14 protein-coding genes are annotated in these 15,903 nt (G+C 67.5%); 9 read left to right on the forward strand and 5 right to left on the reverse strand.

Annotation, left to right across the window (positions count from 1 at the left end; translation table 11 throughout):
- Positions 1-11: 11 nt before the first annotated feature.
- The gene (locus ACFMRZ_RS00695) at positions 12-890 is read left to right on the forward strand and encodes an enoyl-CoA hydratase/isomerase family protein (protein ID WP_280270739.1); all 879 of its coding nucleotides are present in this window, start codon (positions 12-14) and stop codon (positions 888-890) included.
- Between the two features lie 7 nt (positions 891-897).
- Here the strand turns inward: ACFMRZ_RS00695 and ACFMRZ_RS00700 are convergent, their stop codons facing one another.
- From ACFMRZ_RS00700 to ACFMRZ_RS00715, 4 genes are all read right to left on the reverse strand, one after another.
- Positions 898-1,665 carry a TetR/AcrR family transcriptional regulator C-terminal domain-containing protein gene (locus tag ACFMRZ_RS00700; RefSeq protein WP_400177441.1) on the reverse strand — a complete coding sequence of 256 codons (768 nt, stop codon included), beginning with the start codon at positions 1,663-1,665 and terminating at the stop codon, positions 898-900.
- Positions 1,666-1,667: 2 nt separating this feature from the next.
- Entirely contained in the window at positions 1,668-2,468 is an 801-nt protein-coding gene (locus ACFMRZ_RS00705; RefSeq protein WP_400177442.1) for an enoyl-CoA hydratase/isomerase family protein, read from the reverse strand.
- 31 nt (positions 2,469-2,499) lie between these two features.
- Entirely contained in the window at positions 2,500-3,711 is a 1,212-nt protein-coding gene (locus ACFMRZ_RS00710; RefSeq protein ID WP_400177443.1) for a cytochrome P450, read from the reverse strand.
- 119 nt (positions 3,712-3,830) lie between these two features.
- Positions 3,831-4,616, reverse strand: a complete 786-nt coding sequence (locus tag ACFMRZ_RS00715) for an SDR family oxidoreductase (protein ID WP_400177444.1) — start codon at positions 4,614-4,616, stop codon at positions 3,831-3,833.
- Between the two features lie 140 nt (positions 4,617-4,756).
- Between ACFMRZ_RS00715 and ACFMRZ_RS00720 the strand changes: the two genes are divergently transcribed.
- From ACFMRZ_RS00720 to ACFMRZ_RS00755, 8 genes are all read left to right on the forward strand, one after another.
- Positions 4,757-5,992, forward strand: a complete 1,236-nt coding sequence (locus ACFMRZ_RS00720) for a cytochrome P450 (RefSeq protein WP_400177445.1) — start codon at positions 4,757-4,759, stop codon at positions 5,990-5,992.
- A gap of 38 nt (positions 5,993-6,030) precedes the next feature.
- Positions 6,031-7,527 carry an acyl-CoA carboxylase subunit beta gene (locus tag ACFMRZ_RS00725; RefSeq protein ID WP_400177446.1) on the forward strand — a complete coding sequence of 499 codons (1,497 nt, stop codon included), beginning with the start codon at positions 6,031-6,033 and terminating at the stop codon, positions 7,525-7,527.
- 164 nt (positions 7,528-7,691) lie between these two features.
- On the forward strand, positions 7,692-8,894 hold the full coding sequence (locus tag ACFMRZ_RS00730) for an amidohydrolase family protein (protein WP_400177447.1): 1,203 nt from the start codon (positions 7,692-7,694) through the stop codon (positions 8,892-8,894).
- A 42-nt stretch (positions 8,895-8,936) separates the two neighbouring features.
- Positions 8,937-10,577, forward strand: a complete 1,641-nt coding sequence (locus ACFMRZ_RS00735) for an acyl-CoA synthetase (RefSeq protein ID WP_400177448.1) — start codon at positions 8,937-8,939, stop codon at positions 10,575-10,577.
- Positions 10,574-11,434 (forward strand): amidohydrolase family protein, encoded by an 861-nt coding sequence (locus tag ACFMRZ_RS00740; protein ID WP_400177449.1) that lies wholly within the window; start codon positions 10,574-10,576, stop codon positions 11,432-11,434. Before ACFMRZ_RS00735 ends, ACFMRZ_RS00740 begins: the two co-directional genes overlap by 4 nt.
- Positions 11,435-11,436: 2 nt before the next feature.
- The gene (locus tag ACFMRZ_RS00745; protein ID WP_400182742.1) at positions 11,437-12,483 is read left to right on the forward strand and encodes an acyl-CoA dehydrogenase family protein; all 1,047 of its coding nucleotides are present in this window, start codon (positions 11,437-11,439) and stop codon (positions 12,481-12,483) included.
- A gap of 13 nt (positions 12,484-12,496) precedes the next feature.
- The gene (locus ACFMRZ_RS00750; protein ID WP_400177450.1) at positions 12,497-13,684 is read left to right on the forward strand and encodes an acyl-CoA dehydrogenase family protein; all 1,188 of its coding nucleotides are present in this window, start codon (positions 12,497-12,499) and stop codon (positions 13,682-13,684) included.
- A gap of 1 nt (position 13,685) precedes the next feature.
- Entirely contained in the window at positions 13,686-14,690 is a 1,005-nt protein-coding gene (locus ACFMRZ_RS00755) for a Rieske 2Fe-2S domain-containing protein (RefSeq protein ID WP_400177451.1), read from the forward strand.
- A 64-nt stretch (positions 14,691-14,754) separates the two neighbouring features.
- On the opposite strand, the gene ACFMRZ_RS00760 is transcribed toward ACFMRZ_RS00755, so the two are convergent.
- Positions 14,755-15,903 (reverse strand): thiolase family protein, encoded by a 1,149-nt coding sequence (locus tag ACFMRZ_RS00760; protein WP_280270727.1) that lies wholly within the window; start codon positions 15,901-15,903, stop codon positions 14,755-14,757.

Below are 15,903 nucleotides of genomic sequence, written 5' to 3' on the forward strand. Positions count from 1 at the left end.
AAGACACCCAGATGACCAGTTCGAGTACCGAGGACGGCCGGGTTCTTTACGACGTGGACCCGGACCGCAGAATCGCCACCGTCACACTGAACAACCCCCGGCAGCGCAACTCCTACGACGCGGCCATGCGCGACGGCCTGGCCCGCTTTCTCGATCAGGCCGCCGAAGACGACGACATCACCGTCGTGCTGCTGCGCGGGGCGGAGGGTGTGTTCAGCACCGGCGCCGATATGAACAACGCGTACGGCTGGTACGGGGAGCGGCCCGCCAAGAGCCGCCCCAGTCAGCGCCGCCGGCTGACCGTCGACCGCAAGTCCTTCGGCTTCTATCACAATCTGCTGGGCTTCCCGAAAGTCACGGTGGGCGAGATCAGCGGCTACGCGCTCGGCGGCGGTTTCGAGATGGCCCTGATGACCGACATCTCCGTGATCGCCCGGAACACCCGGATCGGGATGCCCGCCACGCGATTTCTCGGTCCCGCGCTCGGCAGCCTGCACATGTTCTTCCACCGGCTCGGTCCGGTGCTCGCGCGGCGGCTGCTGCTGACCGGCGACATCATCGAGGCGGGCGCGGTCGAGCAGCTGGGCGTATTCACCGAGACCTGCGACGGCGCGTCGGTGACCGCCCGCGCGCGGTACTGGGCGGAGAAGGCCGCGAAGATGCCCGCCGACGGTGTCGTCATCGCCAAGGAGGCCTTCCGGCTCGTCGAACAGAGCCAGGCGTACCAGGGCGAGGAGGTGGCCGGCTACCTGTTCCACGCCTACGGGACGAACCTGCAATTCGCGCCGGGCGAATTCAATTTCGTGAAGACACGCGCGGAACACGGCACCAAGGAAGCATTCCGGTTGCGCGACGAGCACTTTCACGTACCGGAGCCGGACGCGCCGTAGCGCGGACCTACCAGGCCGCCGCTGCGCCGTCCGGATCCTGCGGCGCAGCGGAATTCGCGCGAGCCGCCGCGTGCGATTCGATCAGCCGGTCGGCGTTGTCGAGGATGCAGCGCAGGCCGTGCTCGAAGTTCCGCTCGTCCGGTGCGCCCGAACGCAGCCCCTTGGCCATGGCCCGGGCGAGCAGCGGCGTCGTCTCCGGGTCGATCAGAATGCTGTCGTAGTAGGCCCGCGCCTCCGCGTCCAGTTCGATGTTCTTGTCGTAGAGCCGTTGCAGCACAACCGATCCGCGAATATGGAGATTGATCGCCGAGTAGGTGTCGAAGGCCTCTTCGACCGACAGGCCCGCCTGCACCAGACTGGCGACCGTCCGCTCCACCTGCTCGGCTCCGACCCGCCCGGCATGCTGGCTCAGCGCCGACCGCACCAGGATCAGGTCGCAGAGGATCGGATTCGTCAGGAAGGTCTGCCGCATGATGCGGGCGTGGTTGGTCAGCGTCTCGCGCCAGTCCGCGGACTCGACGAACGGGAAGGGGATCGCGTAGATGTACAGCCGCAGTGCGCGATCGGTCATCGCGTTGAGCAGGTCGTCCTTCTTGCGGAAGTACCAGTAGATGCTGGTGACGCCGACATTGAGGTGGCGGCCCAGCAGGGGCATGCTCAGGCCGTCGATCGAAACCTGTTCCGCGAGTTCGAACGCGCCATCGATGATGTCCTCCGGATTCAGCGAGCCGCGTTCGCGTCGCTGCCGCTTCACGGCGGCGCCTCGTTTCGCCACGGTCATCCTCCCGCGCCCCACGCCCCGGTGAAGACCGGTTCGCGTTTCTCGGCGAATGCCGCGAATGCCTCGATGACATCGGCGCCGGACAGGTTGAGCGCTTGGGCGCGAGCCTCGTTGGCGAGCGCCTCGCGCATCGTGCGATCCGTGCCGTCGTTCAGCAGCCCCTTGGTCTGGGCGAGCGCCCGCGGTGGCCCGGCGGCCAGCCGCGTCGCCAGGTCGCCGACGAACTTGTCGATGGCCTCCTCGGACTGCACCCAGGTCACCAGCCCGAGGGAGTGCGCCTCGTCGGCGCCGATCATGTCGGCCAGCAGAGCGAGGCGTTTGGCCTGCTGCAATCCGACGAGTTTGGGCAGCAGCCAGGATCCGCCGCAATCCAGCGACAGCGCGCGCCGGGTGAATATCTGGCAGAACCGCGCGTCCGGCGTGGCCACCACCAGGTCGCAGCCCAGCGCGAGATTCCAGCCCGCGCCCGCCGCCACCCCGCGCACCTTGGCGACGGTGGGCACCGGCAGGTCGTGCAGCAGCTGTACGGCCTCGTTGATGGCCAGCATCTCCCGGCTCGGGTCGGGGAACTCGTCGACCCCCGCGGCGTCGGAAATGTCGGCGCCGGAACAGAATGCGCCACCGGCGCCGGTCAGTATCAGGGCACGCACCTCGCGGCCGTGCGCGACCTGGTGGAACGTATCCCGCAGCGCCGCCCACAGCTCACGGGTGACCGCGTTCTTGCGGTGCGGGCGGTTCAGCGTCAGGGTCAGTACACCGTCCACCTGTTCGGTGAGCAGTACGGGTTCGGCAGTCACGACTTCAGGTCCTTTCGTGTTCCGGTGCGGCTCAGGCGATGACATCGAAAGTCACCGGCAAGACGTTGGGGGAACGGAACGGCTGGCCGAAGATGTGCGGATCGCCCTCGTCCAGGAGGGTGAATCCGGTCAGCCGGCGCAGGAGGCATTCCACCGCGACCCGGGTCTCCATCCGGGCCAGGTGCAGGCCGAGGCAGGTGTGCGCGCCGGCGGTGAAGCTGATGTGCGGCACATGCTTTCGGAAGATGTCGAACTCCTCCGGCCGCTCCCAGCGGGTCTCGTCGCGGTTCGCCGAACCCAGGCACAGGTCGAGCACCGAGCCCGCGGGGATGGCGACGCCTTCCAATTCCGCGTCCTCGGTCACGTGCCGTTGCACCAGCGTGAGCGGGGTCTCGTAGCGCAGTCCCTCCTCGACGGCCTGCGGGATCAACTGGTGTTCGCGCTGCACCGCCGCGAACTGTTCGGGATGCCGCAGCAGCTGGTACAGCAGATTTCCCGAGGAGCGATAGGTGGTCTCCAGCCCGGCGGGAAGCAGCAGCCGCAGGAACGAGTAGATGGCCTTGTCGGTCAGTTTCTCCCCGTCGATCTCCGCGGTCGCCAGATCGCTGATGATGTCGTCGGTCGGATTCGACCGGCGCTGTTCGATGTGGCCGAGGAAATACTCCTTCAGCTCCTTCGACGCCTCCAGCGCCTGCGGAACCTTGTTGGCGTAGCTGATGATCGCCACGGCCGCCGCGCGGAAGAAGGGCAGGTCGACTTCGGGCAGGCCGAGCAGGCGCGCGATGACCCGGGTCGGGAATTCGAAGGTGAATTCCTTGACCAGGTCGGCACTTCCACGCTCCGCGAACTCGTCGATGAGCGCATTGCAGATCGGCTCGACGATCTCCGGTTCCCAGCGCTGCAGCGACTGTGGCTTGAACGCCGTGGCCACCAGATTCCGGTGCGCCCGATGGCTTTTGCCGTCCATCGCGAGAATTGTCGGGCCCATGAACACGCCGATGGTGGAGTCGTACAGCCGAGAACTGAATACCCTGCTGTTGCGCAGCGCCGCGCTGACCGCCGCATACGATACGGCGGCGTAGGAGTCCGGCGGGCGCAGCGATTCCGGGGTCCTGGAGTAGTCGAACACCGTCCCGTGGAAGACGCCGCCCTCCCGTCGTTTCGCGGCGAAGAACGGGTAGGGGTCACGGAGATCGAGGGTGCTCCCGGCCGTTGCCGATTCGTCTTGAACAGGGATTTCCACAGCTCACCTCTACGTCGTCACAGCGCGCGGTTTCGGCGGTGCAATATACTGTAATCTATACAGTATAGATGACTATCGCGCTCGGGGCGTGCCGTGCTCCGCGGGGGCGGCGGGTGCCGCTACAGCTGTAGCGGCGTTCCGGCCGCGAGTGGCGCGACGAATCCGCCGTCGACATGGATGTCCTGGCCGTTGACCCAGCGCGCCGCCGGCGAGGCGAGAAACGCGATCACGGGCACGATGTCGTCCACCGTGGCGTGCCTGCCCACGGTGGCCTTCACCGTGTCCAGGACGTCCTTGCCCATCGACGCCTCGAAGTCGGCGAGGATCGGGGTCTCGGTGGGCCCGGGGCTCACCGTATTCACCCGGACGCCGAACTTCTGCCATGCCATCGGCGCCAATCGCTTCGCGAAGATGATCGCGGCCTGCTTCGAGGTGCTGTAGACCGGATACGCGGGATCCTGGCCGCTCTGCCACCGCGCGACCGCCTCCGCGTCGGTCGCCGCGAGCAGGCCCGCCAGATCGTCCACGCGCTGTTGCCAGCCGAGTGCCGCCACCGAGGCGACGGTGACGATCGCGCCGCCGCGGCGCAGCAGTGGCAGCATGCCCTCGACGGTCAGCCGCATGCCGAGGTAGTTCACCGTCAGCACGTCCGCCGCGGGCGCGGTGCCCGGCACGCCGGCGACGTGCACCAGTAGATCCCAGCCGGGCCCGATCCGGTCCAGCAGTGCCGCGATGTCGCGGCCGTCGCGCAGGTCGCACCGCTCGTGCCGCGAGGCTGGAGTGTCGTTGTGGCGCAGGTCGACTGCGAGGACGTAATCGCCCTGGCCGTGGAAGTGCGCCGCGGTCGCCGCGCCGATCCCCGACCCGGCGCCGATCACGACCACTGTGCGCTGCCCGGATGTCATGAATACCGCCGTTCGGTCGCCGAGGGTGGTTATAGAATGCTTGACAGTAACGTCAACTATAAAACACTCTAGTGACCGCTACAACGGCTTCGGGGCGCTGCGCGCGCCGGGTCGAGTGTTATGAGACGAAAGAGCAGCCGATGAGTATGCCGACCATCGATGAAGCCGCGAAGGTCCTTGCGGAGCCGGCCGCGTACGCGGATGAGGCGAGGTTGCACGACGCGTTGACGAGGTTGCGGGCGCATGCTCCCGTATCGCTGGTCGACGTGCCCTCCTACACGCCGTTCTGGGCGATCACCAAACACGCCGACGTCATGGCCGTCGAGCGGGCCAACCGGGTGTTCACGAACTGGCCGCGGCCGGTGCTGATGACCACCGTCTCGGACGAGATGCAGGCCGCGGTGGGAATTCGGACCCTGGTCCACATGGACGACCCGCAGCACCGTGTCATGCGGGCCATCGCCGCGGACTGGTTCAGCCCGAAGGCCATGAAGACGATGGGGGAACGGATCGCGCAGCTCGCCGTGCGCTACGTCGACCGGATGCGGGATGCGGGCGGGGAGTGCGATTTCGTGCAGGAGGTCGCGGTGAACTTCCCGCTGTACGTGATCATGTCGCTGCTCGGCGTCCCGGAGGCCGACTTTCCCCGGATGCTGAAACTCACCCAGGAACTCGTCGGCAGCGACGACGACGAACTCAAGCGCAGCGCGCCGTCCGACGACACGATGAACTCGCTGCTCGAAATGTTCCAGTACTTCCAGCATCTGACGGCATCCTGGCGCGAAAACCCCACGGGCGACCTGGGATCCACGATCGCCAACGCCCGGATCGACGGCGAGCCGCTGTCGGATATCGACACCATGTCCTACTACGCCATCATCGCCACGGCCGGGCACGACACCACCAGCAGCAGCATCTCCGGGGGGCTGCACGCGCTGATCGACCATCCCGATCAGCTCGCGCGCTTGCGCGCGGACCTGGACCTGATGCCCCGGGCGACCGAGGAGATCTTCCGCTGGGTCACGCCTGTCAAGGCGTTCATGCGCACGGCCGCCGAGGACACGTCGGTGCGTGATGTCCCGATCGCGGCGGGGGAATCGGTGCTGCTGTCGTATGTTTCGGCGAACCGCGACGAGGACGTCTTCGACGACCCGTTCCGCTTCGACATCGAGCGCGAGCCCAACAAACATGTCGCGTTCGGATTCGGCGTGCACTTCTGCCTCGGCGCCGGACTGGCGCGAATGGAGACCAGCACCTTCCTCACCGAACTGCTGCCGCGCCTGCGGTCGATCGAGCTGAACGGCGAGCCCGAACTCAGCGCGACCACCTTCGTCGGCGGGCTCAAACATCTTCCGATCCGCTACTCGCTGGTATGAGCGAGCCCGCGAGCGAACCGATGCCGACAGGACAACCGATGACGAATGCCCAGACCTGGAAGGAAACGCTCGCGGACCTCGAGCAGCGCCGGGACCGCGTGCGCGCGATGGGCGGCCCCGAGCGGGTCGCCAAGCACCGCGGCAAGGGCAAGCTGGACGCGCGAGCGCGCATCGAACGGCTGCTCGACCCGGGGACGTTCCAGGAGTTCGGCACGCTCGTCGGCGGTGAGGTGGCGGCCGACGCGATCGTGACCGGCTCGGGTCTCGTCAACGGCTTCCCGGTGATGGTGGGTGCGGAGGATTTCACGAGTCTGGCCGGAACCATTGCGCCGGGCAGCAATTCGAAGCGGTATCGAGTGGCCGAACTGGCGGTGCGCAACAAGGTGCCGCTGGTGATGCTGTTGGAGGGCGCGGGGTTCCGGGCCAGCGGCAGCCATTACGGGCGCACCCCGACCGATCTGCTGGCGCAGGCGAAATGCTCCGGCCGGGTTCCGATGGTGACCGGTGTGCTCGGGGCGTCCGCGGGGCACGGGGCCCTCGTCGCGCCGGTGTCCGATTTCGCGATCATGAGCCGCCAAGGCGCGATCTTCACCGCGGGGCCGCCGGTGGTGAAGGTGTCCACGGGCGAAGACGTGTCGAAGGAGGATCTCGGCGGGCCCGCTGTCGCGCTGCCGAGCGGCGTCATCCACAACGTGGCCGACACCGATGACGCCGTGCTGGACGAGATCCGGCGCTATCTGTCGTATTTTCCGCCGAGCGCGTGGTCCTATCCGCCGGTATACCTGCCCGACGACACCACCGGACCGCGGGCCACCCCGGAACTGCTGGACATCATCTCCCGGGACAACCAGCACGGCTATGACATGCGCGCGGTGCTGGACGTGGTGTTCGACGGCACCGATTGGTTCGAGGTGCAGCCCGGTTTCGGCCGGGCCATCATCTGCGCGCTCGCGCATCTCGGCGGTCATCCGGTCGCGGTGGTCGCCAATCAGCCCCAGGTGCTGGCGGGTTCGATCGACTCCGATGCCGCCGACAAGGCCGCCCACTTCATCTCGGTCGCCGACGCCTTCCATCTGCCGATCGTCTTCCTGGCCGACAACCCCGGCATGCTGCCGGGCAGCGAGTCCGAGCGCGAGGGTGTATTGCGCAGCGGCGCAAGGATGTTCGTCGCACAGACCGCGGCGACGACGCTGAAGGTGCACCTGACCCTGCGCAAAGCCTACGGGTTCGGCTCCATGGTGATGTCGCTGATCGGATTCGACGGCCAGCAGTCGACTTTCGCGTATCCGGGGGCGACCATGGGCGCGATGGGGGCGGCCGCGTTGAGCAACGCGTCGCAGGCCGAGGAGGATCTCGCGGCTCAGCTGCGGGAGATGGAACTGCAGGCGTCGTACTTCTCCGCGGAGCACATGGGTTTCGACGAACTCATCAGTCCCGAGGAGACACGAAACGCCCTGCTGGGATCGGTGCAGAGGGGTATCTATGCCCGGCAGGCCGCGGCGGAGCCCGTGACCCGCACGGTGATCATGCCCTGACCCGATCGTGCCGGGAGGCGCCGGGAATCCCTGTGCGCCGCACTATAGATAGGTATACAGTAGACATATCTATTCGACCTTCGGCAGGTCTGCCGACGACACAGACGCACAGGCCGACCGCCGGATATGTCGGAACGACCATCCGGCGAGACGAAAGGACGCTGATGACCGCGCTCGACTACAAGGCGATCGACGTCGACAACCATTACTACGAGCCGCTGGACGCGTTCACCCGCCACCTGGACAAGAGGTTTCGGCGGCGTGGCGTGCAGATCGTCCGAGACGGCAAGTACCACACGGCCATCATCGGCAACCGGGTGAATCGGTTCATCCCCAATCCGACCTTCGACCCGATCATCGTGCCGGGTTGCCTGGATCTGATCTTCCGCGGTCAGGTTCCCGAGGGCGTGGACCCGGCCACGCTGATGCGGGTCGAGAGCCTGGAACTGCGGCCGGAATACCGTGAGCGGGACGCCCGGGCGGCGGTGGTCGACAAGCAGGGGATCGAGACGATCTTCCTGTTCCCGACTTTCGGTTGCGGAGTGGAAGAGGCCCTGCGCGGCGATATCGAGGCCACGATGGCATCGCTGCACGCCTTCAATCTGTGGCTGGACGAGGACTGGGGCTTCGACCGGCCGGACGGCAAGATCGTTGCGGCGCCGATGATCTCGCTGGCCGACCCCGCGGCGGCCGTCGCGGAGGTCGACTTCGTGCTGGAACGCGGCGCGCGCGTGGTGCACATCCGGCCGGCGCCGGTGCCCGGCGTCGGTAAGCCGCGCTCCCTCGGTGATCGAGCGCACGATCCGGTGTGGGCGCGGCTGGCCGAGGCGAATGTCCCGGTCGCATTCCACCTGGGCGACAGCGGATATCTGAGGATCGCCGCCATGTGGGGCGGCAAGGACACCTTCGAGCCGTTCGGTCCCGGGGACGCGCTGGACAAGATCCTGGTGGACGATCGCGCGATCCACGACACGATGGCCTCGCTGATCATCCACGGCGTCTTCGATCGTCATCCGGCGCTGCGCGTGGCGAGTATCGAGAACGGCTCGGACTTCGTGCACCGGCTGAGCAAGCGAATGAAGAAGCTGGCCAATCAGTCTCCGAAGGCGTTCCCCCATGATCCGGTCGACACCCTGCGCGAGCACGTGTGGGTGGCGCCGTACTACGAGGACGATCTGCCGCGACTGGCGCAGACGCTCGGCACCGACCGCATCCTGTTCGGTTCGGACTGGCCGCACGGCGAGGGCCTGGAGGAGCCGGTGGCCTTCACCGAGGAACTGACGTCCTTCGACGCGGCCGACGTACGAAAGATCATGCGCGACAACGCCCGCGAATTCCTGGGCCTGCCCGTCGCCGCGGTCGCGTGAGGCGGGCGAGAGCACGGTGAGCGCCGGGAGCGGAGGATCGCGTTGAGCGAGTGGAGTATCGGCGCGGTCTTCGACGCGGTCGCGCAGGCCGTCCCGGACCGGACGATGACCGTCTGCGGCGACCGGCGGAGTACCTTCGGGGAATCGGCGGCGCGGGCGCGGCGATTCGCGAACTTCTTGGCGGACAGCGGTTTCGGTGAGCGGACGCCCCGGCGTCGGTTGCGGCGGTGGGAGTGCGGTCAGGACCGCGTCGCGCTGCTCATGCGCAACGACCTGTACCCCGATGTCATGCTCGGCTGCCTCGGGGCGCGCACTGTCCCGGTCAATATCAACACCCAGTACACGCCCGGGGAGATCCGGGATCTGCTGGCGTATGTGAAGCCGCGCGGCATCGTCTTCCATCGGTCCTTCGGCCCGATCGTCGCGGCGGCGGCACCACAGGACGCCGAACTGCTGATCTCGATCGAGGACGGCAGTGTCGCGGCCGAGCCGGCGGGCACGATCTCGTTCGACGAGGCGGTGCGCCGCGGCGATGCCGAGCGGGCGATCCCGACCTCGCCGGACGATCTGGTGATGATGTGCACCGGCGGAACCACCGGACGGCCGAAAGGCGTGCTGTGGCGGCAGAGCGATATGTACGTGTCGTCGATGAACGGCGCCGACCACGACTCCGCGCAGCCCCTGCGCGAACTCGTTCGAATGACCGGGCAGGTCTGGTTCGCGGTGTCGCCGCTGTCGCATGCCGCGGGCATCTGGACCGCGTTCGCGGGGCTGCTGGCCGGGCAGACGATCGTGCTGTACGACGACCGGAAACCCTTCGATCCGCGGCACGCGCTGGAGATCGCCCAGCGCGAGAACGCCGCGCTCATGACGATCGTCGGCGACGCCTACGCCGGGCCGCTGGTGCGCGAATTGCACACGGGCCGTTACGAGTTGCCCTCGTTGCTCGCCATCGGAAGCGGTGGTGCGGCGACCAACCCGGTGTACAAGCGACAACTGCTCGAACTGCTTCCGCACGTGATGGTCGTGGAGGGTTACGGTGCGTCCGAGACCGGTGGCATGGCCTTCGGGCGGAGCCGCCAGGGCGCCGAGGTCGAGACGTTCGCTCCGGGTCCGGGCGCCACGGCCGTGTCGCACGACCGCACCCGATTCCTCGAACCCGGTGATACGGAGGTCGGGTGGGCGGCCCGGGCGGGCCGCGTCCCGCTCGGGTATTTCCACGACCGGGAGGCGACCGAACGCACCTTCCCGGTGATCGACGGCAAGCGGATGGCGATACCCGGCGACCGGGCGACCGTCGACGGCGACGGCACCCTCCGGCTGCTCGGCCGCGACGCACTGGTCGTGAACACCGGTGGCGAGAAGGTGTTCGTCGAAGAGGTCGAACAGGTGCTGCGGGCACATCCCGAGATCGTCGACGCGCTGGTGATCGGCCGGCCGAGCCCGCGGTGGGGTCAGGAGGTGGTGGCGCTGGTGTGCCGCAGGCCGGGCGAGACCGTTACCGACGCGGTGCTACGGCGGGCGTGCAAGGCCGAACTGGCCGGGTTCAAGGTGCCGAAGGAATTCATTTTCGTGGCGGAGATCCGACGGCTCGGAAACGGGAAGCCCGACTACCGGTGGGCCGCGAAACGGGTGGCGCCGAGCGTCGCCGAAGAGGTCGGCTCGGAGGAGGTGGGGGCATGACCGTGCGCAAAGTAATCGACTGCCTGGCGAACGTTCATTTCGGTGAACGCGAGCAGCCGTCGTGGATGCTGAAGGTCCGCGACGACTACTTCAAGGGCCCGGCCTCGCTGTACGAGCAGGTCGATCTCGCCGAATTGCTCGGCGAGATGGACGAGAACGGCGTCGAGAAGGCGGTGCTGATGTATTCGATGGCCAAGCCGTCGAATACCGCATTGAAATTCGTCGAGGCCCGGCCGGACCGATTCTCGTTGGCGCTCAACGGGGTCGACCTGTTGCATCCGGTGTCGTCCCTGCGCGAACTCGACGCGCTGGTGAACGACCTTCCGGTGGTGTACACGACGGTGGGTCCGAGCTTCTGGGGCGACGGCCGGTATCCGCCTACCGACGCGGTGTACTACCCGCTCTACTACAAATGCGCCGAGCTGGGCCTGCCGCTGTGCATGAATACCGGTCTGCCGGGCCCGCCGATTCCCGGTGAGGTACAGAATCCGATCTATCTGGACCGGGTGTGCTACCGGTTTCCGGAGTTGCGGCTGTGCATGATCCACGGCGCTGATCCCTGGTGGGACACCGCGATTCGCTTGCTGATGAAATACGAGAATCTGCGCCTGATGACGTCGGCGTGGTCGCCGAAGCGGCTCCCCGGCAGTCTCCTGCATTTCATGCGGACCCGGGGCAAGCGGAAGGTGATCTTCGGCTCGGACTGGCCGGTCCTCCGCATGCACCGGGTGGTCCCGGAGGCACTCGCGCTCGAACTGCCCGACGACGTGCTGGACAACTATCTCTACAACAACGCGGAGGAATTCTTTTTCACCCGCCCGAGCGTCGGTGACCGTGCCGGGAACCAGGAGCGATGACGATGGACCGCTACGAATTGCGCAGACAGGATTACAGCCTGTCGCAAGACCAGACCGAACTGCAGGCCACCTACGCGAAGTTCGTCAGGACGCGATGCCCGATCGAGGTGGTGCGCGCGGCCGAACCGGCGGGATTCGACAAGAATCTGTGGGAGCAGCTGTGCGGCACCGGCGCGACCACCATGGCGTTGCCCGAGTCGGTCGGCGGCGACGGCGCGACGCTGGTCGATCTCACCCTGGTCGCGGAGGAACTCGGGCGGGCGATCGCGCCGGTGCCGTGGATCGACCACGTGTGCGCGACCCGGCTGCTGGCGAACCTCGCAGCCCTGGGATCCGATGCCGAGGATGCGGCCGATGTGGTCGCGGGCAGGCAGGTGGTCACGCTGGATCCGCGTCCCGATGCCGCCGAGGGCGCCCGGTTGATCGCCGCGGGGTCGGTCGCCGATCACATCGTGGTCCGCGAGGGCGACGATATCGTCCGCCTGACCTTCGCCACCCGACCGGCGAAGGTCGACAATATCGGGCGGCTGCCCATGGCGTGGATCGATCCGGCGGCGGCCGACGGGCGTACGGTGCTGGCGAGCGGGACGGAGGCGCTCGCACACTACGAACGCGCCCTGGACGAATGGCGGGTGCTCACCGCCGCCGCCTTGGTCGGACTCGTCGAGGAGACCCTGCGGATCGCGGTCGAATTCGCGAAAACCCGCTACACCATGGGTGTTCCGATCTCGACGCTGCAGGGCATATCGCATCCGCTGGCCAATATCGCGATCGTCGTACAGGGCGGGCGCAACCTGGTGCGGCGGGCGGCCTGGTTCCTCGAATACGAACCCGGCGCCCAGCCCGCCCTCGCGTCGGCGGCCTACGTCTACCTGGCCGAGGAGGCCGCGAAGGCGGCCACCATGGCCGTGCACGTTCAAGGCGGGCTGGGGGTGACCACCGAGGCGGCCGCTTCGGCATATCTGGTGCGGGCCCGGGGCTGGCCGTTGGCGGCGGGCGACCCCGGCGCCGCCGCGGTGCGAGTCGCCGAACTGTCGGCACAGGCATAGGACGGAGATACCGATGGACTTTTCCCGAGTCGAGCTATCCGCGGAAGACGCGGACTTCCGCGATCGCGTACGCAAGTTCCTCGACACCCATGTCACCGACGACGTGCGGCGGCGTGACCGCGAAACGGGGGACAACTTCGACGAAGGGGTGCACCTGGCCATGGGCGCCGAGGGCTGGCTGGCCGCCGAGCTGGACACCGGCGCCGACGGCGGCATGACGCGGGTGCAGCGACGGATCTGGGATCTGGAGCGGCGTCGCGTCCACGTCCCGTGGGTCACCTGGGGCACCACGGTCATCGTCGCGAAATCGGTCGAGCAGTTCGGTTCCCCGGAATTGCGGGAAGAGGTGCTGCCCCGGGTGCGCAGCGGCGCGGTCCGCCTGTGCCTGGGCTACACCGAGCCCGACGGCGGGTCCGATATCGCCACGAGCAAGACCCGGGCCGTGCGCGACGGGAATCAGTGGATCATCAACGGCGCCAAGATGTTCACCACCGGCGCGCACAACTGCCAGTACGTCTTCCTCATCACCAATACCGCTCCCGAGGCGCGAAAACACAAGAGCCTCACCATGTTCCTGGTCCCACTGGACACCCCGGGCATCGAGATCCAGGGCATCCGGACGGTGGACGGCGACCGCACCAACATCGTCTACTACACCGACGTCCGGATCGACGACAAATACCGGCTGGGCGAGGTGAACGACGGCTGGCGGGTGCTCATGGAGCCGCTCAGCACCGAACACGGCATCGTGGACATGGCCGCGGACGGCCTGCAGGACGTGTCGATCATGATTCATCAGGGAACGATCATGGCGACCTCGGCGGACCGGGCCACGGCGATCGCCGCGCGGCGCGGCCCCGACGGTCGCCGGTTGCTCGACGACGGGTCGGTCGCCTATCGGCTGGGGCGCAGCATCGCCCGGATGGAGGCGGCGCTGTCGACGCCGAACATGTTCGGCCGCGTCGCGATCGCCCAGGCGATGCGGGATATCTCCCCGGACCTCATGGACATCCTCGGGCCGGCCTCGGTCCTGCCGATCGGCGCCGAGGGCGCCGCCGACGACGGCGGGGCCGAATACATCTACCGCTGGGCGCCGCTGTGCGGCATCTACGGCGGCACGCTCGAGGTCTTCCGCAACCTCATCGCACAGCACGTGCTCGGCCTCGGCCGTCCCCACTACGCCCCGCCCAAGGCGGTGTGACGTGAAGGTTCCTTTCACCTGGAAGGTCACCGGGTGGTTCATGGTCGGGTGGTCGGCCGAATTTCCCCAAGGTGAGGTCCGGCCGCTGCGGTACTTCGGCGAGGATCTCGTCGCCTACCGCGACGAGTCCGGCGAACTGCACATCCTGACCGGGCACTGCCGGCATCTCGGCGCCCACATCGGCTACGGCGGCAAGGTGGTCGGCGACTGCGTCGAATGCCCGTTCCACGGGTGGCGGTGGGGACCCGACGGCCGCAACCGCAAGATCCCCGGCACGGACCGGACGAATCGCGGCCTGCGGTTGCGGGTCTATCCGGTCGACGAACAGAACGGCTGTGTGTTCATGTGGCACCAGCCGGAAGGCAGGCAACCGCAGTGGGAGATGCCCGATATCTTCGGGCTGTTCCCGGAGGTCGGGACCGATCCGTCGGGCTACTACCGCCCGTACCCGGAGTTCTCCCGCAAGTCCGAGCGGGAGCCGGTACACCCCCAGGTCGTGCTCGAAAACGGCCCGGACAGCCTGCATTTCGAATATGTGCACGGCGCCACCGTGACCCCGCGGATGCTGGACTGGGGCGAGTCCGGCCACACCTGGTCGTTCCTCACCGGGTGGCCCGACGCGCGCAGCGACGACCCGGACAAGATGGCCTTGAAGATCCACGCGCAGATGTTCGGTCTCGGCGGATCCATCAGCGCGTTCGAGGGATCGTCGAAGCACCGGCTCATCTTCGCCACGACCCCCGTCGACGACGAATGCTCGGATCTGTTCTATTCGATCTGGTGGCCGCGGAATCCGGGCGACGAGTCCGATGTGCCACCCCCGGAGGTCCGGGAGCGCGTCGAGAGGCAGTTCCTGGTGACCGTGTGGGAAGACCTGAGCATCTGGCGTCATCAGAAGTACGTCGAGCGTCCGCCGCTGTCGCCGAAGGACGCGAAACCGTATCTGTCGCTGCGCAAGTGGGCCACCCAGTTCTACGACGTGCCCCCGGTCGGCACTCCGGCATGAGCGACACGACCACCGCGGACCTGCTCGAGATCTGGAAACGCCAGGTGGAATCGGACCCGCCGGGTCAGGTGGTGACGATCGTGGCCCCGGCGGTACCGGGAGCGCCGTAGAGCAGTGCGAACCCCGCCTTGGGCGCACCCGCGACCTGGCGGGCGCCGGCGGTTCCGCGCAGTTGCAGGACGAGTTCGTGCAGCTGGCGCATCCCCGACGCGCCGATCGGCTCGCCGTTCGCGATGAGTCCGCCGTCGGTGTTGACCGGCATCGAACCGGTGATCTCGGTGGCGCCCTCGGCGATCAGCTTCTCCTGGTCGCCGTGGGCGCACAGGCCGGCCTCGGCCATGTGGATGACCTCGGCTCCGGCGTCGGTGTCCTGGAGCTGGGCGACGTCGATATCGGTCGGCGATATCCCCGCGGACTCGAACGCCGCGCGGGAGGCATACACCGAGGGCGCCACATCCTCCTGGACCGGCGCGTAGGTGGTGTTCACCTCGTAGGCGCCGTACTTGCGGGTGCGGATCTCGACCGCGCGCACGAATACCGGTTTGGCGGAGAAGCGATGAGCGAGATCGGCGCGGCACATGATCACCGCGGCGGCGCCCTCGTCCGGCGCGCAGAACATGTAGTGCGTCAACGGGTAATTGAGCACCGGCGCGGCCAGGATCTCCGCCTCGGGAATCGGCTTGCGGCGGAACGCGTTCGGATTCAGCCCGCCGTTGCGATAGTTCTTCGCCGCGACCTTGGCCAGAGTCCGGACGGAGATCTCGTGGTCGTGCAGATAGCGATTGGCCTTCATCCCGAAGAACTGCGTGGTCAGGTACTGGCCGTTCTCGCCGTACCACTTCGGCATTCCGACCAGGGTCGGGTCGACGGTGAACGCGCCGCGGGGGTGTTTGTCCATGCCGATCGCGATGCCGATGTCGTACTTGCCGAGCCGGATGGCGTCCGCGCAGGCCTCGGTGGCGCTCGCCGAGGTGGCGCAGGCATTGAACACATTCGTGAACGGGATGCCGGTGAGCCCCATCATGCCGACGATGGCGTCGGGGTTGGCCACCTCCCAGCTGCCCCCGACCGCGAACTGGATATCCCGCCATTCCAGCCCGGCGTCGGCCAGCGCGGCGCGGATCGCGTCGGTTCCCATCCGCATTGCCGTCTTGCCCTCGAAGCGGCCGAACGGGTGTATCCCGATGCCGACGATCGCTACGTCGTTGGTCAT

It is taken from the genome of Nocardia sp. N2S4-5, from assembly GCF_044628355.1.
In the GTDB taxonomy this organism is placed as follows: domain Bacteria; phylum Actinomycetota; class Actinomycetes; order Mycobacteriales; family Mycobacteriaceae; genus Nocardia; species Nocardia wallacei_B.